The 17230-nt window shown below is 60.9% G+C and carries 18 protein-coding genes and 3 pseudogenes; 8 read left to right on the top strand and 13 right to left on the bottom strand.

Annotation, left to right across the window (positions count from 1 at the left end):
• Positions 1-15: 15 nt before the first annotated feature.
• The 8 genes and pseudogenes from M6689_RS01550 to M6689_RS01585 form a co-directional block, all read right to left on the bottom strand.
• Positions 16-2709: a hypothetical protein gene (locus M6689_RS01550; protein ID WP_298266977.1), complete on the bottom strand. Its 2694-nt coding sequence runs from the start codon at positions 2707-2709 to the stop codon at positions 16-18.
• Positions 2710-2914: 205 nt separating this feature from the next.
• Entirely contained in the window at positions 2915-3778 is an 864-nt protein-coding gene (locus M6689_RS01555; RefSeq protein WP_298266979.1) for an NAD(P)-dependent oxidoreductase, read from the bottom strand.
• Positions 3779-3807: 29 nt separating this feature from the next.
• Entirely contained in the window at positions 3808-5568 is a 1761-nt protein-coding gene (pabB, locus tag M6689_RS01560; protein WP_298266982.1) for an aminodeoxychorismate synthase component I, read from the bottom strand.
• Complete coding sequence (locus M6689_RS01565) at positions 5565-6422, bottom strand: TIGR02757 family protein (RefSeq protein WP_298266985.1); 858 nt, start codon at positions 6420-6422, stop codon at positions 5565-5567. The genes pabB and M6689_RS01565 overlap by 4 nt, the downstream gene beginning before the upstream one ends.
• Positions 6423-6503: 81 nt before the next feature.
• Positions 6504-6944, bottom strand: coding sequence for a D-aminoacyl-tRNA deacylase (dtd, locus tag M6689_RS01570; RefSeq protein WP_298266987.1), 441 nt, complete (start codon positions 6942-6944; stop codon positions 6504-6506).
• Positions 6941-7462, bottom strand: coding sequence for an O-acetyl-ADP-ribose deacetylase (locus M6689_RS01575; protein WP_298266990.1), 522 nt, complete (start codon positions 7460-7462; stop codon positions 6941-6943). The genes dtd and M6689_RS01575 overlap by 4 nt, the downstream gene beginning before the upstream one ends.
• Before the next feature lie 38 nt (positions 7463-7500).
• Positions 7501-8500, bottom strand: a pseudogene (locus M6689_RS01580) (integron integrase).
• Positions 8494-9081 (bottom strand): annotated as a pseudogene (locus M6689_RS01585) (transposase); the annotation flags it as partial. The pseudogenes M6689_RS01580 and M6689_RS01585, both read right to left, overlap by 7 nt.
• A gap of 238 nt (positions 9082-9319) precedes the next feature.
• On the opposite strand from M6689_RS01585, the gene M6689_RS01590 reads away from it, so the two are divergent.
• From M6689_RS01590 to M6689_RS01605, 5 genes are all read left to right on the top strand, one after another.
• Positions 9320-10333 carry a transposase gene (locus M6689_RS01590; RefSeq protein WP_298266992.1) on the top strand — a complete coding sequence of 338 codons (1014 nt, stop codon included), beginning with the start codon at positions 9320-9322 and terminating at the stop codon, positions 10331-10333.
• A gap of 121 nt (positions 10334-10454) precedes the next feature.
• A complete protein-coding gene (locus M6689_RS16225) occupies positions 10455-10715 on the top strand; it encodes a toxin HicA (RefSeq protein ID WP_366949711.1) in 261 nt (86 codons plus the stop codon).
• Positions 10699-11028, top strand: a complete 330-nt coding sequence (locus M6689_RS01595) for a type II toxin-antitoxin system HicB family antitoxin (RefSeq protein ID WP_298266994.1) — start codon at positions 10699-10701, stop codon at positions 11026-11028. Before M6689_RS16225 ends, M6689_RS01595 begins: the two co-directional genes overlap by 17 nt.
• 423 nt (positions 11029-11451) lie before the next feature.
• On the top strand, positions 11452-12141 hold the full coding sequence (locus M6689_RS01600) for a hypothetical protein (RefSeq protein WP_298266996.1): 690 nt from the start codon (positions 11452-11454) through the stop codon (positions 12139-12141).
• Positions 12142-12481: 340 nt separating this feature from the next.
• Complete coding sequence (locus tag M6689_RS01605) at positions 12482-13018, top strand: M23 family metallopeptidase (protein ID WP_298266998.1); 537 nt, start codon at positions 12482-12484, stop codon at positions 13016-13018.
• Positions 13019-13045: 27 nt separating this feature from the next.
• On the opposite strand, the gene M6689_RS01610 is transcribed toward M6689_RS01605, so the two are convergent.
• Positions 13046-13264, bottom strand: a complete 219-nt coding sequence (locus M6689_RS01610) for a hypothetical protein (RefSeq protein WP_298267089.1) — start codon at positions 13262-13264, stop codon at positions 13046-13048.
• Here M6689_RS01610 and M6689_RS01615 point away from each other — a divergent pair.
• Positions 13206-13565, top strand: a complete 360-nt coding sequence (locus M6689_RS01615) for a transposase (RefSeq protein WP_298267079.1) — start codon at positions 13206-13208, stop codon at positions 13563-13565. The two genes, M6689_RS01610 and M6689_RS01615, sit on opposite strands and share 59 nt — an antisense overlap.
• A gap of 286 nt (positions 13566-13851) precedes the next feature.
• Here the strand turns inward: M6689_RS01615 and M6689_RS01620 are convergent.
• Positions 13852-13995 (bottom strand): annotated as a pseudogene (locus tag M6689_RS01620) (IS110 family transposase); the annotation flags it as partial.
• Between the two features lie 9 nt (positions 13996-14004).
• Here M6689_RS01620 and M6689_RS01625 point away from each other — a divergent pair.
• Positions 14005-14592 carry a BBE domain-containing protein gene (locus tag M6689_RS01625; protein ID WP_298267000.1) on the top strand — a complete coding sequence of 196 codons (588 nt, stop codon included), beginning with the start codon at positions 14005-14007 and terminating at the stop codon, positions 14590-14592.
• 85 nt (positions 14593-14677) lie between these two features.
• Here the strand turns inward: M6689_RS01625 and M6689_RS01630 are convergent, their stop codons facing one another.
• The 3 genes from M6689_RS01630 to dapF are packed head-to-tail and all read right to left on the bottom strand — an operon-like array spanning position 14678 to position 16850.
• On the bottom strand, positions 14678-15529 hold the full coding sequence (locus M6689_RS01630; RefSeq protein ID WP_298267002.1) for a deoxyribonuclease IV: 852 nt from the start codon (positions 15527-15529) through the stop codon (positions 14678-14680).
• A gap of 11 nt (positions 15530-15540) precedes the next feature.
• Complete coding sequence (locus M6689_RS01635; RefSeq protein ID WP_298267004.1) at positions 15541-15954, bottom strand: HIT family protein; 414 nt, start codon at positions 15952-15954, stop codon at positions 15541-15543.
• A gap of 56 nt (positions 15955-16010) precedes the next feature.
• Positions 16011-16850 (bottom strand): diaminopimelate epimerase, encoded by an 840-nt coding sequence (gene dapF, locus M6689_RS01640; protein WP_298267007.1) that lies wholly within the window; start codon positions 16848-16850, stop codon positions 16011-16013.
• Positions 16851-17007: 157 nt separating this feature from the next.
• On the opposite strand from dapF, the gene M6689_RS01645 reads away from it, so the two are divergent.
• Positions 17008-17217: a hypothetical protein gene (locus M6689_RS01645; protein ID WP_298267081.1), complete on the top strand. Its 210-nt coding sequence runs from the start codon at positions 17008-17010 to the stop codon at positions 17215-17217.
• Positions 17218-17230 lie beyond the last annotated feature (13 nt).

A 17230-nucleotide genomic window follows, 5' to 3' on the forward strand; every position in this document is an offset into this window, starting at 1 on the left:
CTTCCGCCATGACGTTTACTGGAGAGTGCCGGCGATGACCGCCGGGGCGCCGGTGATCTGTGGCTCGGTCCCGAGGGCCGGGTCGGTCCACCCCTCGATGGTACCGTCCTGGCCGATGACCGGCAGGGTGTAGGCGGTGAAGGGAAGCCCCGCGCAGAAGGCGTTGTCGAGCTTCACCATCCGCTGCTCCATCTGGAGCGGCTTTACGAAATACGTGATCGCGCCGTTCACCGGATCGTTTTCGGTGACGGCTCTGCCGGCCGGAATGGTGAACTCCGGCACCCAGCGGACGTTCTGACCGCTGCAGTCGAGGACGGTGAGCCCGCTGTTCATGTCGACGCACTTGCCGGGGATGCCGTTGAGCTGGCCGAAGCCGTTGTAGTCGAGGGAGAAGGTGACCCCGTCGTATTTGGCGTCGGGCTTGGTGGCATCGGTCTGGCTGTGAACGTAGGCGACCCGCTTGGGCTGCTCGAACTTGAGGGCGCCATTAGCATCGGTCAGGACCGCCAGTTGGTTCCAGTTGTTCGGGCCGGTTTCCCAGGTATAGAATTCGTTGAGGGCGCTCCAGGCCTTCCAGCCGCAGGTCTGGTTCGGATCCCAGTCGCAGGCGAGCCGCGTCATGTTGGCCGAGGTCGGATCGAAGAGGGGGCCGCTGTTGAAGCCCCACTGCTGGTTCTGGGGGGCGGAGGTAAGGATTGCCGGGTTGCTCAGATCACCCTGGAGACCTTTGTCCTTCAGGGTCATGTCGGCGCCGAAGGCGTAGTCGTGGCGGTTGTTTCCGTTCGGATCGGTGCTCATGAGGTAGGTGAGGCTTCCCATGGGGTCCATACCGCTGGAGCCGGCCTGGGGACAGTTGTCGTAGCAGGCGAGGGTTGCCGGCACCGGATCGCCGGGGAGGATGGTGCTCTCCACGTAGTAGGCAACCGGCGTGGCGCCGGTCGGCGCGTCGCAGCTGGTGACACCGGGACCCGTCTGCCCCATTGGCGGCGGCGTGAACAGGCAGTTGGCGAGCGGGATCCGGACCTGTCCGCCGAGGGCCTGGGACCAGAAGTTGAGCTCACCCCACTGGAGGTTGGTGAAATTGATATCCACCGGCGGGTTGAGCTCGGTCCAGACAGGCGCCCCCATGGTGTTCTGCGGCGCCGAGGCGACCTTCTGGAGCTTCGTGCCGTTCCAGACTACCCGGTAGTTAAGGGTCTGCATCGTGTTTGGATTGGTCTCCCAGTACCCTTCGAGGGGGAGGTTCTTGATGGCGTCAAGGGTGGTGTCGTTCCTGACGTGCTTCTTCAGTTTCCCCTGGACCTTCATGACGGTGTAGGGGGTTTCGGTGGCGTTGGGACCGAAGGCCTGCTTGTAGACGGTGGCGCCGCTGGGGATGTCGACGTTGTTCGGAAGCCAGAGCCCCCAGTAGCCGATCCAGCCGAAGGAGGTGGTGCCGTTGGCGGTGTACTTGATCGGGAAGCCCGAGTCGACGTTGATCCGGTTCCCGGTGGTGGAGTCATAGAGGCCGTAGCTCCACGCCGAGGTCTCGAACGTGTTCCGGTCGAGACAGGCCTCGCTGCCGACTACCCCCTGGTCCTGGCGGTGGAAGAGGGTGGACGCGTAGGAGAAGTCGATGGTCCCCTCCTTCGTCTGCTGGTCGAAACTCTCGTACTGGTAGGCCGTTCCGCCGCCGGTACCGTCGAGGTTCTTCTCCAGGGTCACCGCCTCCTTGTGCGATTGGTTTATGTCGGCGTCGGCGAACTTGAGGAGCACCTTGCCGGTTGTCGGGTCCTTTTCGGCATTCAGGATCCCCTTGAAGACCGGCGTTGATGCCGGCTGACCGTTGATGACCGGATAGGCGATGAAGTCCATGCTGAAGATGCCGTAGGGGTTCGTGTCGGAGCTTGATTCGGTAATGGTGATTTTGGCCTGGATCACCTTCTCCGGCTCGGTGAACCCGCCGCCATCGGTTCTGGCCGGTTCGTGCACCCATGCCGTGACGATCTGCGGCGCCGTATTGGAGTCGCGGACCGCCTTGACGGTCCAGTTCTGGTAATCGGGGGCATTGGTGGCGGAGGTCCCCGCCTGCTGGCTCTGTCCCGCGTTTGCCGCGCTGTCGTTGCCGCTGCAGAGGTTCGAGTCGATGAGAACCTTGTACGGCCCCTTGTTGAGCATGGCGTCGTAGCGGGTCTGGGAGGTCATGCAGAGGATCTCGTTGACGGTCTTGAAGGCGTCGGTGGAGCGGTCCTCGACGTAGGAGAAGGTCGGATCGAGCTTGTAATCGGAGCCGGCGGGAAGCTGGTCGGCGGTGCCGACCGCCATGGGGGCGACCTTCAACGCCAGCTGCTGGACGCCGGTATTCTTCGCATCGACGACGCTCACCTTGCTTGCCACCTTGAGCGCCTGGTCACCGATCGGCCAGTCCAGGATGCCGACCGCCTTCTTGAGGATGACGATGACGTCCTCGAGCTTGATCTGGTTGTCCGGGTTGGGGTAGCCCATGTTGAGGGGGGCCACGTCGCCGTGGGCCAGGATGTCCGCCGTGGAAGTGTCGAGGCCGATGGCGACCCGCAGGGCCTTGATGACGTCGAGGATGCCGACCGTGCCCCCCCCGGTCGTCAGTTTGCCGTCCGGCACCGCCAGCGATTGCATCGGCAGAGCCAGGAGCGCCCCGGCGGCAACCGCCGCGGCCAGCCGCTTCGCTGAGATTCGCTTTTTCTTTTTCATTGGTTCCTCCTGTATCGTATGGCTACCCTGGTCAGTGGGGGTATCAGCAGAACCGTCGTTCGACGGAAGGGGAGGCGGGAGGTTCTGGCAGTGGGGAGATGGGTATCTAATCGGAACTGCGCAACAAAACTTTAGGAGAAAATGTAGACGACCGTCGAAATCTGACGGTCGGAGGGGGGGCGGGATGGAAGAGGGAGAAGGGTTTTCAGGGGGACGTGGTCTTGAAGAGGGCCGAGAAGTCCTCGTCGCCGAGACCGGCGGCCCTGGCCCGTATGAAGAGTTCGTTCGTCGTGGCCGCGGCGAAGAGGGGCTGGCCGATCCGGTCGCCGAGGGCAACGGCCAGGCGCAGGTCCTTCTGCATGTGCTTCAGCGGGAAGGCCGGCGCGAAGTTCCCTTCCCCCATGAGCTTCCCCTTGAGGGCGAACATCGGGTTGGCCATGGCGCCGGCGGCGACGACGTCGAGGATGTCGTCATGGGCCAGTCCCGCTTTCTCCCCCAGGGCCAGCCCCTCGCAGAAGATCGCCATCATCCCCCCCATCATCATGTTCACCACGAGCTTCATCTCGGCCCCTTTCCCCACGTCGCCGAGGTGGAGAACCTTCTTCCCCATCCGCTCGAAGCCGGACATCGCCTCGGCGTAGAGGGTCCGGTCGCCGGCGGCAAGGATGATGAGGGTGCCGTCCTCCGCCGGCTTTTTGCTCCCCGAGACCGGCGCCTCCAGGAAGCGTCCCCCCCTGGCCACGACGGCCACGCCGATCCGCTGGGAGGTGGCCGGGTCCACCGTCGACATGTCGACGTACCCCCGCCCGTCGCCGATCCCCTCCAGGACCCCGTTCTTGCCGAAGCAGACCTCCTCGGCGGCCGCCGGGTCGGCGAGCATGGCGAAGGTGAGGGGACACGCCTCCGCCACCTCCCGCGGCGTCGCCGCCCGCTGCGCCCCCAGCGCCACCAGTTCGTCGCATTTGCGGGGCGAGCGGTTCCAGACCGTCACTTCGGATCCCGCCCTGACGAGATTCTTCGCCATGGCGCTTCCCATGATCCCGAGACCGATGAAGCCGAATTTCTGCATGGTTTCTCTCCTTGAACGTCTGAATAGGATCAGAGCAGCCGCGCCCAGCGCCACTGCCTGACCGAGTTGACGAGAAAGATCTCCTCCGCCCCCTCCAGCTCCCCCCGGGTGATGACCCGCTCCCGCACCTGCCCCAGGGCGAGGATCTCCTCGCGGAAGGTGCCGGGAAGAAGCCCGCATTCGAGGGGAGGAGTCAGAAGTTCTCCCCCGATCCGGGCCACCACGTTGGCGTTGGCCGCCTCGGTCACCTCCCCCGCGCCGTTGGTGAAGATGACGTCGGCGCACTCCGGGCGGGCCGCCAGCTCCCGGCGGTAGAGGGGGCGGTGGGTCGTCTTGTGGTAGAGGAACGGGTCGGCGGGGTCGATGGTGGCGGCGGCGAGGCAGACCGGCACCGGTTCCCGGTCCGGTGCGGCGGGAAGGGGCTCGGTCTCGATGCTGAACCCCCCACGGCGGTTCAGGAGGAGCCGCACCTTGTGCCGGCCGGAGAGGGGGCCGGTGCGCTGTTCGAGCACCGTGGCGATGGTCCCCAGCCGGATCGGGAAACCGAAGTAGGCGGCCGAGCGGTAAAGCCGCGCCAGGTGCCGCTCCAGCAGGAAACACCCCTTATCCTCGTCGTAGAGCATCGTCTCCACGAGCTGGAAGTCGGGAAGGCGTTCCCGGGCGAAGCGGGACTTGGCGAGGCATTCCGCGTACTCGGCCTTAGCGCCGGAACCGATGGTGACGCCGCTGCCGACCCCGAGCTCTCCCGCGCCCGTCTCCACGTCGATGACCGCCGTCCGGATGGCGACGCTGAAGACCGCCTCCCTTCCCGGCGAGACGTAGCCGATGCACCCCGTGTAGACCCCGCGGGGGGAATCCTCCAGCTCCCGGATGATCTCCATGCTCCGCTTCTTCGGCGCCCCGGTCACCGAGCCGCAGGGGAAGAGGGCCTGGAAGAGCTCCGGAAGGCCCACCTCCTCCCGGAGCCGGGCAGTGATGGTGGAGGTCATCTGGTGGACCGTCTCCAGCGTCTCCACGCGGAAGAGCTCCTCCACGCTCACCGACCCCGTCTCGGCCACCATCCCCATGTCGTTGCGCAAGAGATCCACGATCATCAGGTTCTCGGCCCTCTCCTTCTCGCTCGCCGCCAATTGCTGCCGGAACAGCTTATCCTCGGCGTGCCAGCGTCCCCGCCGGGCGGTCCCCTTCATGGGGCGGCAGGTGAGGGCGCCGTGGCGCAGGGCGAAAAAGAGCTCGGGGGAGGCCGACAGCAGCCGGAAGCGGCCGGTGTCGATGAAGGCGCAGAAGGGGGCCCGCTGGGCGCGGCAAAGGTCGTGGAAGTACGCCTCCGGGTCGCCGGCCAGGCGAAACCGCTGCAGAAAGGTGAAGTTCACCTGGTAGGAGTCGCCGGCGGCGATGTACTCCCGGATCCGCCCGACGGCCTCGCCGTAGGCGGCGGGCAAGAGGCCGGCGCTCCAGCCGGAGGTCTCGTAGGCCGGGGCACCCTCCTCTTCGCCGGGAAGGCGGGGGGCGAAGGCGATGCGTTTCGCGAAGATGGCGAACCAGACAAGGGGCAGGGGACCGGGAGGGTGGGTTGCGAGCCCCGTGCCGAGTCCCGGCGCCGCCTCGAAGGAAACGAACCCCGCCGCGTGGAGTCCCCGGGCGGCCGCCTCCTCCACCCGGCGCAGGGCCGGGAGGACCTCCTGCACCGTACGGGCCTCCACCACCTCCACGCACCCCTCGAAGCGGTACGATGCGGGATGGCGCTCCGGATCGAAGGAGGCGAGAACGACCTTCGGCGCGCCGTTCATGGCTGCTTTGCCCCGCAGAGTTCCGCCACGGGGCACTCCCGGCAGAGGGGCTTCACCGTCCCGTCGCACCCCTCCGAGATCCCCAGGTGACAGAGGGCGAAGTCGTACTTCACCGGGTCCGCCGGGTCGAGGCGCCGCAGCGCCGCCGTGATCTCCCGGGCCGTGCGCCAGTCGGCCTGGCGGCGCGCCGTGAGCCCCAGGTTTCGGCAGATGCGGTGGATGTGGGTATCCACCGGGATCACGAGCTTGGCCGGCGACACCTCCTTCCAGAGCCCGAGATCGATCCCGTCCTCCGGGCGCACCAGCCAGCGCAGGAACATGCAGAGCCGCTTGCAGGCGCTCCCGGCGGCGGGGGAGGGGAAGAAGAAGGGAAAGTACGAATCGTCCGGAATGGCCGGGGTGCCGAACACCGGAGAGTAGTCGAAGGCGAGGACGCTGGCGCTGAATTCGATGAGGGATGGGGTGATGTCGTCGGCCTGGGGATCGTAACAGCCGAGGAAAAAGTCGCCGATGGTATCGGCCTCCTCGATCATCGTCCGGGCCGCCAGCAGGAGGGCGCAGAGGTCGCGGCCGTCGTTGAAGCGGTGCCGGAAGCCCGCGAAGAGGCGAAGCCCTTCCGCCGGCTCGAAGCTCTCCACGAACCGCCGGGGAGAGTCCCCCATGAGGTCGAAGACCATCGCCAGGTTTCGCAGGATGATCTTCACGTTGCCGTAGGCCAGGGACGAGGCGATCAGCGCCGCAATCTCCCGGTCCTCGGCCGTGCGGAAGCGGTGGCAGAAGGAGAGGGGGTCGTTGGCCAGGTGGCGGGGCGACCGGGATGCGTACAGGTTGTCGAGGACGGCTTTCAGGTCCAACCGAGAGCTCCGGATCATGAAGGTAGGGATGCGGAATCGCTCAGGTATACCACAGGGGGCGGAACGGGGGGAAGGGGATTGTTACGGACTCTCCAGGATGAACGTCACCGGCCCGTCGTTCACCAGATGGACCTTCATGTCGGCCTGGAAGATGCCGGTTGCCACCGGCAGCCCGGTTTCCCGCATCAGCGCCGTGAACCGCTCGTAGAGCCGCTTTCCCTCGTCCGGCGGCGCGGCCGTGTCGAAGGAGGGGCGGCGCCCCTTGGCGCAGTTCCCCGCCAGGGTGAACTGGGAGACCACGAGGATCGCCCCCTCCACCTCCCGCACCGAGAGGTTCATCTTCCCACTCGCGTCCTCGAAGATCCGAAGCCCCGCGATCTTCTCCGCCAACCACGCCGCATCGCGCTCCGTGTCCCCCTTCTCCACCCCGAGGAGCACCAGGATTCCCTTCCCGATGGCCCCCACGGTCTCCCCGTCCACCACCACCCGGGCCTCGCTCACCCGCTGGATCACCGCCTTCATTGGCCGAACACCCTCCCGAGCGCCTCCCGGTAGGCCGCTTCCGCCGCCGCCCCGAAGGGGGTGAAGACCACCCGCTCCAGCTCCGGGTAACGCTCCAGGGCCCCCTTCGTCTCCTCCAGGGCGATCTCGCACGCCTCATCGAGGGGATAGCCGTAGACCCCGCAGCTGATGGCCGGGAAGGCGATGGAGCGGACGCCGTTTTCGTGGGCCACCTCGAACGAGCGCCGGTAGCAGCTCCGGAGCTTCTCCGGCTCCCCCCGCGTCCCCCCGTGCCAGACCGGCCCCACCGTGTGGATCACGTGCTTGGCCGGAAGTTTGTGCCCCTTCGTGATCTTCGCATCCCCCGTGGCGCAGCCGTTTAGTCCCCGGCACTCCGCCAGAAGCTCCGGCCCCGCCGCCCGGTGGATGGCGCCGTCCACCCCGCCCCCCCCGAGGAGCGACTCGTTCGCCGCGTTCACGATGGCATCCACTGCCAGCTTCGTGATATCCCCGGGTATGATTTCGATCTTTTCCCTCATGGCGTTACCTCCGTGACGATGTACGTTGCCGGATAATTCTACAGCCGATCGAGGGGACTTTCCACCCCCTTGCCACCCCTGTTCAGCACATGGGTGTAGATCATCGTCGTCTGCACATCCTTGTGCCCCAGAAGCTCCTGCACCGTGCGGATATCGTAGCCCGACTGGAGAAGATGGGTCGCGAAGGAGTGGCGCAGGGTGTGGGGAGTGGCCGGCTTGGCCAGTCCCGCGTCCCTCACCGCCTGACGGATGGCCCGCTGGATTCCCTTCTCGTCCGCATGGTGCCGCCGTGTCACGCCGGTTCGCGGGGCCGGCGACAGCTGCTTTGCAGGGAACACATACTGCCAGCCCCACTCCCTGCCGGCGTTCGGGTACTTTTTCCCGAGGGCGTGGGGGAGGTGGACCTCGCCGAAGCCGGCCCGCAGGTCTTCATCGTGGAGACGCTTGATCCCCTCCAAGTGTTCCCGCAGCGGAGCTGCAATCGTCTGGGGGAGCATGGTTATCCGGTCCTTCGCCCCTTTTCCTTCCCGGACGATTATCTCGCGCCGGTCGAAATCCACATCCTTCACCCTCAGGCGCACCGTCTCCATCAGCCGCATACCGGTCCCGTAAATGAGCCGCCCCATCAGCGCGTGGGTTCCCATCAGGCGGGAAAGGAGCGCCTGCACCTCGCCCACCGTCAGCACCACCGGCAGGCGCTGGGGACGCTTCGCCTCCTCCACGTCATCCAGCCAGGGAAGCTCGTTCCCGAGCACTTCGCGGTACAGGAAGAGGATCGCGGCCTTTGCCTGATTCTGCGTCGAAGCAGACACATTGTGCTTCACCGCCAGGTGGGACAGAAACGCCTCCACCTCCTCCTTCCCCATCTCGGTGGGGTGGCGTTTGCCGTGGAAGAGGATGTAGCGCTTCGCCCATTCGGTGTAAGTATTTTCGGTGCGGATACTGTAGTTGCTTCAGGCGGATTCTGTTGCGGAGTGTGTCGAGAAGGCGGGGTTTTTCCGGTTCGGCAGTGGAGGTGTTTTTTCGGTTCCTTAGCAGAATTTGTGGTTACATAGCGGTTCAGGCAAATCGCCAAGTGTGTGATACAAGGCAATTTTCAGGCATTCGAGAGATTTGAAGCCATACGCTTTTCTGATAGTCAGTTTTGCCTTGAGGTTTAGCCCCTCGACTGCTCCGCTGGAAAGCCGTCCTTTTGCCTTGAACCAGTTCATGATCAGCGGTTTGTGGTCACGAAGCATGCGGGCGACTTTCTTCATCGGCTCCAAGTCGGTCTGCAGGGTCCGGGTCACCCAGTTGTCGAGGAACTTTTCCGCCGCGGCGGGTATTTTGTAGTCCCAGAACCGCTGAAAGTCTTCTCTCATCAGGTACGCCTTGATCGATGAGAGGTTAAGCTTCAGTAGTTCTCCGAGCCGAGCCGTCTGCTTCTCGCTGAGATTCTCCGGTCGTTTCAGCAGCAGCCAGCGCCCCTTCTCAAGGACGTTTTCCTGCTTCTGGGCCTTGAACAGCTTGGCTTCGCCACGGCGGACCTCGTCGATCGCTTCGTTGAACTTGCGCATGATATGGAAGCGATCCAGGATGTTGAGGGCGTTAGGCGCCTTTTTTCTGATCACCTTGAGGTATGAAGAGCTAAGGGGACGTTGTTTATTTGTTGATTAACTCAGCAGTTAGTTGACTAATAAACAACGTCCCCTACCAGATTCTTAAACAACGTCCCCTACCAGATTCTACGAAGCGCCGGGGAGACAGCCTCACCGGGTCCAGGCTCGTAGCCTCTATTGCTATTGGGCTGTCAGGGAACTGGAATGCTAAGGGGACGCCCATAAGTTTATAAGTTATTCCACCAGAGGATGAAAGGTTATGCCCCGTCAGGCTCGCATTGATGGAGCGGGCGCGCTCCACCACATAATTTGCCGCGGCATCGAACGCAAGGAAATCTTCTCTGATGACCTTGACCGGGATGATTTCGTCTCCAGACTGGAGACCGTGCTCATCCAGACGTCGACACGATGCTACGCATGGGCTCTGATCCCCAATCACTTTCACCTCCTGCTTCAGACGGGAAGCGTTCCAGTCGCCACCGTCATGTGTAAATTGCTGACCGGATATGCAACGAAGTTCAATCGCCGCCATGGTCGACACGGTCACCTCTTCCAGAACCGTTACAAGTCGATTCTCTGTCAGGAGGAGCCATACCTTCTCGAATTGGTACGCTATATCCATCTAAATCCGCTTCGAGCCGGAGTTGTTTCTACGCTGGAAGAACTTAGGGGCTACCGGTATTGCGGACACAGCCGTATTATCGCCCGAAAAAGTGATCCCTGGATTGCTGCTGAACAGGTTCTCGCACGATTCGGGAACAGCATGAAAGCATCACGTAAAGCCTACGAGGCTTTTGTCGCTGACGGTGTCGCACATGGCGAGCGTAACGATTTGATCGGAGGCGGCCTCTTTCGGAGTGCCGACGGCTGGAGCGCAGTCATGTCGGCACGGTCGGCCGGAATATTCCTGAAAAGCGATGAGCGGATTCTCGGAGACAGTGACTTTGTTGACCGAATACTTGAGTCTGCCGACGAGGAAATGGAAAGACGAATGCGCTACCGCCATCAAGGGGTTGATCTGGACAAGCTGGCCAAGATCGTGGCCGAGGTTCTCGGTGTTGAACCAGCTGAGCTCGAAGCGCCGGGGAGACAGCCTCACCGGGTCCAGGCTCGTAGCCTCTATTGCTATTGGGCTGTCAGGGAACTGGGGACTACGGCAACGACACTGGCTAAACGCTTCAAACTGACTCAGCCCGCCATCAGTTTGGCTGTTGGCCGCGGAGAAAGGCTCGTCGCAGAAAATGGGTGGTGCCTTGATGGTTTCTTGGGGTGAGGAGTGTTTATTCTTTGGCAGGTGAAACTTATAAACTTATGGGCGTCCCCTTTTTGGGAATGACGTTGGTCCTCGCGATCCCACCCTTGACCCGTGATATCAATAGTGATACTTTAATTTTATGGCTACCCTTACCGACTTGATCGAAAAAATGCGTGAGAACCCCAGTGGCGTCCGCTTCGCAGACCTCTGCAAGGTTTGCGATCATTACTTCGGACAGGCACGGCAAACAAGCGGAAGCCACCGTGTCTACAAAACACCGTGGATTGGTGACCCGCGCGTAAACATCCAGAACAGTAAAGGGTACGCAAAAGCCTACCAGGTCAAACAGGTACTCAAGGCAATTGAGAGGTTGGAGATCGAACATGGCACAGAAAGATGACAAGTATACCTACCGGGTTACCTGGTCCGAAGAAGACGCTGAATACGTTGGCCTTTGCGCTGAGTTTCCAAGCATCAGCTGGCTTGCTCACTCTCCTGAATCAGCCCTCAAGGGCATTCGCAAGGTTGTCGCTGAGGTGGTAGAGGACATGGTTCGCAACGGGGAGCAAGTCCCAGAGCCACTATCTACCAAACATTTCAGCGGCAAATTTATGGTGCGTGTTCCACCGGAGGTGCATCGTCAGCTTGCGATAGAGGCCGCCGAAGCCCGCGTGAGCCTTAATCGGCTTGCAAGTGCAAAACTGAGCCACTAGCCCAACCCCAGCTTCCAGGGGACCGTCGCTATCGCGCCGGCCCCTGAAGCCTGACATTGAGTGGTGACACAATGCATTACATCAATCAAGGGAAAGGAGATGGAATGACGATCGAAGAAAAGCAAAAATGTGCCTAGGTTTTCAAAATGTTAACCGGCAAGGAAACGAAACCCCAGGATTGGAACGAATCAGCCGCTAACCTGTTGGCGGAAATGGTAGCAAAAGTTCGCGATTGCAGCAATGCAATGGACTTCGTCCCACGTCCTCCGGGCTGGAAGCCAAGTTGGACATATATAGTGAAGCAAGTTTATGAGGCTCTAAGGAATCGGTTTACGCGGTCTGGAGGCTACTACGAAGTATGTCTAAAGGCCGCTCTTCCCTACCAGCGCTTAATAGAAACCGAACTCCAGGTAGGTAACTAAGATGCGGAACATAACATTATGCGTCGTTCTTTTAGTTTTGTCAGGTTGTTCCTGTCACGAAAACTTTTCTGCTTACCGTTACAATCCGTTTCAGTTTGTTTACCCAGAGTATCAGCTTAAAGCCGAAGTTACTGAAATTCCCTCTACCAGCTTTTCTACAGTTAGCGGAACGCCAATTGATTTTTTCGGCCTAAACGCAATGTTGCCGCCTCAATGGGAAGCACTGGCAAAAGGTAAGACTGTTAAGGAAAATGAAGTTGTTTTCAAGTCTGGCAAAGACGTTGTCATAGTCTCTCGCGAAAAGGCAAACCTTCTCGGTTGCGAGTACAGCGAGTTCAGAGAGGGAAACAAAGATTTTTGTGCAGCCTTTGAATCTATCGAAGATTTTTACTGGAAGCTTTATACGCTAACGCCAGAACTCCTTTCAAAAGAAAAGTATCCAACGAGTGGTCAGCAATGGATCGTACACAAAAAAGGTTTCTTTTTCGAGCTAATAGAACGTATCAAAATATATAAAGGGCAGGGGGTTACTGTCTATAGAAGCGACTATAAGCCAAGCTTCCGACTGAGTACTAACTTGATAATTTTTCACAATAAACTACAGCCAGACTACCTCGTAATTTCGACCACAATTAAGGATGAGGCAACAATAAATGCTCTTGTTGGATGCAATGAGAAAACCCAACGGTAACTTCCAGGGGACCGTCGCTACGCGCCGGCCCCTGAAGCCTGACGTTGGAGTATCAATTTCAGAAGGAGACAATGGATGGCATCCCACTCAGAAGACCCTTCGTCGACGGCATCATGGTATTTTGACAACCGACCGGGCTCAGACTTCTTGAATACTTGCGAAGCGCTGCAAAATCTATAGAGTTTCCAGCAAAACCAAAACAAAGTAACTGGAATGGCCCATATAACGATCGAAGTGAGAGTATCGTCCCAGTGGAGGTTATTTATTTGTGGCAGGTTAACCATAACTTTTCCTTTGTCCAGTTCCGACTCTAAAACTATTTTGATGAAATCGAATTGAAATGCAAGACCAAAAAAGACGATGGCTTCAAATTTTTTTGTTTTCGTGTCTGTTCCTGACTGTCACCGCTTTATCGTACGCTGTCCAACCAGTACCCTTTGGGCAGGTCACGTCAGTTCCCGGCTGGCGTAAAGATCCATTCGGATCGGGCAGGCTGCTTCACCACAACGGATATGACATTGCGGTCCCGATCGGGACTCCTGTCAACCCGACCCAGGCTGGCACCGTCAGCTATGCTTCGAAACATCGCGGCTATGGCTACCTGGTGGCTGTGGACCACGGCAATGGGTATGTCACCCTCTACGGACACCTGTCCCGTATCATGGTAAATGTAGGTACGCCGGTTACCACGGAGACAGTCATTGCTCTTTCCGGGAATACTGGTCATAGTACGGGTCCCCACCTTCATTATGAAATCCGTCAGTGGCCAGGCGCCCGGTCTGATCAAGCTCCGCCGAAGATGGATGAAAGCACGCCTCCCCCGGTCGAGCTGGGACCCTCCGGGGACGTTGTCATTTTGTCGATTCTAGCGGCCTAACTTGTTGAAAAAGCGACTATGCCACGATCAGCTCGTCTCGACATACCGCATCTGCTGCAACACGTCATTGTCCGAGGGATCGAACGCCGTGACATCTTTCTCGGCGACGACGACCGTGCCGACTTCCTTGACCGCTTCAAGGTCCTTTTGGATGAAGATGGAGGTCGAATGTCTGGCATGGTCGCTGATGACGAACCACTTCCATCTCCTGCTGCGTCCCACCAAGACTACCCTTGCTGCCTTCATGCGGAGGCTTCTGACAGGCTATGCAGTTTCCTTCAATCTCCGTCATAACCGGTCAGGGCACCTCTTCCAGAACCGTTACAAATCCCTGGTGTGCGACGAGGACGCATACCTTCTTGAGCTTGTGCGGTACATCCATCTAAACCCGCTCCGCGCAGGACTCGTGCCCGACATGAATCGCCTGGATTGTTTTCCTTGGTGTGGTCATGCCGTCATAATGGGGAAGTCCTCGTTGGAAGGGCAGGCAACCGGCGAAGTTTTACGGTTCTTCGGGACAAAACAGGCGATCGCGAGACGACGATAACGAGATTTCGTCGCTGACGGTATAGCGCAGGGAAAACGGCGGGAACTGGTGGGTCAACGTCCTTCGGCGGACGCCACCGCTTTTACCCCCGTAGACTCCAGGATTTTGGGCGACTCTGATTTTGTTGAGCGGATCAGGCTGGAAGAGGATTTACGGATGAGAGTTTCCCTCGTGAAACCCATTGAGAAGATCATCGGCAGGATTGCCGAGGAGTTCGATGTGTCGCCAGGTGCGATAGCCTCCAGCTCACGACTGCCGCGTAGGGGAAACCCTGCTCTCTACTCTACCTGTCGTTCTTCGCCTTCCCGCCGTGGACGGCTTTCATGTAGAGGGCATGGCCGAGCACGAAGTCGATCCCTTCATTGCGGCACAGATCGGCAAGCCAGTACCAGGCGAACATGCATTCGACACCCACCACCAGGTTGTCGCGAAGCCGATCGTGGCGATTCTCGCCTGTTACAGCGGAAACCCCGCCGAGGGGGAGAAGGCCGTTGTCCCCATCAAGTCGTTCGGCACTCCCGTCGGTGACATCCTGGTGCGCCGGCCGTACGCGCAGATGCAGTCGCTGCTCGATGCCACGCAGCCGAAGGGGCGGCGCTATTACTGGAAAAGCGAGTATCTCTCGCGCATCGAACCCGCACTGTGCGGGAAGGCCATGGAGCATGCGGCCAGGATCTGCTCGCCCCAGTCGGCGGTGATTCTGTTTCAGATCGGTGGCGCCCTGAACGGACTTTCGGACGACCACTCCCCCGTCGACAACCGCGGCGCGCGGTACGTGCTGAACATTGCGGGGTCGTGGGAAGGGGCGGATCAGGACGGGGCAAACGTCGCATGGGCGCGCGAGGCGTGGAACGACATGAAAGCGTTCTCCATCGGCGGGACGTACCTCAACTTCCTGGCCGAGGACGAAGGCCCCGAGCGTGTCCGGGCGGCCCTCGGGAAGGGGCTGCGGCGGCTGGTCGAGGTCAAGGCGAAATGGGATCCGGAGAACGTATTCCGCACGAACCGTAACATCAAGCCGGCCTGAGGAGCTGCCGGCACAAGAGGGGAACTACAAGGGCCGCGTCGGCAGATGGCGCGGCCCTTGATGCGTCCGGCGCCTGCCGTCCGCGTCAGAGTTGGACCAAACCCCGGAGGGTTTTGAGGTTCATCCGGTCGAACTCGTCGTCGTCCCCCTTGGGGGTTTCGAGGATCTTTGGAACTTTCACGAAGCGCGGGTCGTTCACCAGGAAGCGGAAGGCGTCGAGTCCCATGGCCCCCTGCCCGATGTGCTCGTGGCGGTCGACCCGGCAGTTGAGACCCTTCTTGGAGTCGTTCATGTGGAAGCAGTGGAGCCGGTCGATGCCGATAACCCGGTCGAATTCGGCAAAGACCCGGTCGTACCCCTCCCTTGTGGTGATGTCGTAGCCGGCGGCGAAGGTGTGGCAGGTGTCGTAGCAGATGCCGAAGCGGTCGGGGAAGGCGGAGCCATCGATGATGGCGCGCAGCTGCGCGAAGGTGTAGCCGAGGTTGGAGCCCTGGCCGGCGGTGGTCTCCAGGAGGACTTTGCCGGTGAAGTCGGGGGTGGCGGCGAAGAGCGCGTCGAAGGCCTCGCAGATCCGCCGGATGCCGGTCTCTTCCCCTTCCCCCAGGTGGGAGCCGGGGTGCATGACGATCTTGGCGATGCCGAGGCGGGCGCAGCGCTCCATCTCTTCGCGGAAGGAGACGAGGCTCTTCTCCCGGACCTCCCCCGGGGCGGCGGCCAGGTTGATGAGGTAGATGTCGTGGCAGACGATCTCGTGGAGCCCCGATCCCTCCCACTTTTCCCGGAAGAGGGCGACGTCGGAGTCGGTGGGCATCTTGCCGTGCCACTGGTTGGAGTTCTGGGTGAAGATCTGGATGACGCCGCAGCCGACCTTCACGCCGCGCCCGGGGGCGTTGTGGAGGCCGCCGGCGATGGACATGTGGGCGCCCAGGTAATCCATAAGTACCTTTCTTAAACCAGCTGTTTTCTGATCAACTCGATCCGCTCGGCGGACTCCGCGGCGGTGAGGATGACCTCTTCGTGAGGCTCGCTCCAGATGGGACGGGGCCAGAGGGGGTCGGTGGCGAAGCGCGGCACCAGATGCCAGTGCATGTGGGGCACCATGTTGCCGAGGAGTTCGTAGTTCATTTTAGCCGGCTGCAGCAGGTTGTAAAGGGCGGCGGCCACGGCGGTGACCTCCTCTATGACCCCCTGCCGGACCGCGGGGGAGAGGTGGAAGAGCTCGGTGACGTGCTCCTTCGTGAAGACGAAGGTGTAGCCGGGGAAGAACTGGTCACGGTTGAGCATCACAAGGGTGTGCTCCAGCTCCGCGATGCGCAGTGCCGGTTCGTCGTGCCATTTCGTGCACATGGGGCAGGTTTGCATAGGGGGAAATGTAGGGGCAGACCCGTGTGTCTGCCCAAAACCAGGGCGCATACGGGTTAAAGATTAATCTCGCCGGAGAAGACCTCGGTGGCGGGGCCGGTCATGTAGAGGAAGCCGTCGTCGGCCCATTCCAGCTCCAGGTCGCCGCCGGAGAGGTGGTTGAGAATCTTCTTCTCGGTGAGGCTGTTGAGGGCACCCGCCACGCAGACGGCGCTGGCGCCGGTGCCGCAGGCGAGGGTCTCGCCGGCGCCCCGCTCCCAGGTCCGCTGGCGGACCTCGGTGCGGGAGATGATCTGGACGAATTCCACGTTGGTGCGGCGGGGGAACATCTCGTGATTCTCGATCAGGGGGCCGTACTTCTCGACCTGGAAGTTCTCCACGTCGTCGACAAAAATCACGCAGTGGGGGTTCCCCATGGAGACGCAGGTGATCCGGAACGTGGTGTGGAGGATGTTGAGGGGCTGGCTGACGATCTGCCCGTCGGCCGGCTCGCCGAGCACGGGGATTTCGGTGCGGGTGAGGCGCGGTTTCCCCATGTTGACCCGCACCTTCCCGATTTTCCCGTCGGCGCCGGGAACGAGCTGAAGCGTCAGGATGCCGGCGCCGGTCTCGGCGGTGATCTCCTTCTTGTCCACGATGCCGTGGTCGTAGGCGTACTTTGCCACGCAGCGGATGCCGTTGCCGCACATCTCGGACTCGGAGCCGTCGGAGTTGAACATCCGCATCCGGACGTCGGCCTTGTCGGAGGGCATGATGAGGATGAGGCCATCGGAGCCGATGCCGAAGTTGCGGTTGGAGACCTTGATCGCCACCTGCTCGGGGTTATCGACCTGCTCCTCGAAGCAGTTTACGTAGACATAGTCGTTGCCGGCACCGTGCATCTTGGTGAACTTCATCGTATCTCCCCTCCTCGCGGGCTTTGTATTCGGGTAATGCAATCGCATACGAATATCAGAAACGCCGGCTGCCAACAAGAAAAAACCGGGTTTCCTTGACCGCCTCTTCGCCGTTTCGGTATGATGGACAAAAAAATCGCGGAGGCAATTTCCCATGATGGATATCAAGAACAGGATCTGGATGACCGGCAACCTCGACTGGTTCGCCTATATCGGCGATGAGGAGGTCTGGCTCGGCCGGCGGGAGGTGCCGGTTCCGCTGGAAGAGGGGGACCGCTGGACGAATGACCTCGGCTTCGTGTTCCAGGTGATCGACAAGGAGATCGTCGTCGTCGACAAGGTGGAGCCTCCTCAGAAATTCTGGTGACCTTCCCCGTTGC

Source organism: Geobacter sp., assembly GCF_027327745.1.
Classification (GTDB): domain Bacteria; phylum Desulfobacterota; class Desulfuromonadia; order Geobacterales; family Geobacteraceae; genus Geobacter.